The sequence below is a fragment of the Microbulbifer rhizosphaerae genome (assembly GCF_014191725.1).
Taxonomy (GTDB): Bacteria; Pseudomonadota; Gammaproteobacteria; order Pseudomonadales; family Cellvibrionaceae; genus Microbulbifer; species Microbulbifer rhizosphaerae.
In genome coordinates, this window is sequence record NZ_JACHWZ010000023.1 from 79,799 (window position 1) to 80,280 (window position 482).

Consider the following 482-nt stretch of genomic DNA (forward strand, 5'->3'; position numbering starts at 1 on the left):
AGCACAGCTTACTCGATGATCTTGGCTACCACGCCAGCACCAACGGTACGGCCGCCTTCGCGGATCGCGAAGCGCAGGCCTTCTTCCATGGCGATCGGGGCAATCAGGGTCACGGTCATCTGGATATTGTCACCCGGCATCACCATCTCGGTACCTTCCGGCAACTCACAGGCGCCGGTGACGTCGGTGGTGCGGAAGTAGAACTGTGGACGGTAGCCTTTGAAGAAGGGGGTGTGACGGCCGCCTTCGTCTTTGGACAGGACATACACTTCCGCTTCGAACTTGGTGTGCGGGGTGATGGAGCCCGGCTTGGCCAGTACCTGGCCACGCTCTACTTCGTCGCGCTTGGTGCCGCGCAGCAGGGCGCCGATGTTCTCGCCAGCACGGCCTTCGTCGAGCAGCTTGCGGAACATTTCCACACCGGTACAGGTGGTGGTGGTGGTTTCCTTGATGCCGACGATTTCAATTTCGTCGCCGGTCTT

At 60.6% G+C, this 482-nt stretch carries 1 protein-coding gene; it reads right to left on the bottom strand.

All coding sequences use genetic code 11. The annotated features are described in order from the left end of the window. Positions 1-8: 8 nt before the first annotated feature. Positions 9-482: EF-Tu C-terminal domain-related protein (locus FHS09_RS19265; RefSeq protein ID WP_246395143.1), on the bottom strand; the 474-nt coding region annotated here is incomplete at its 5' end.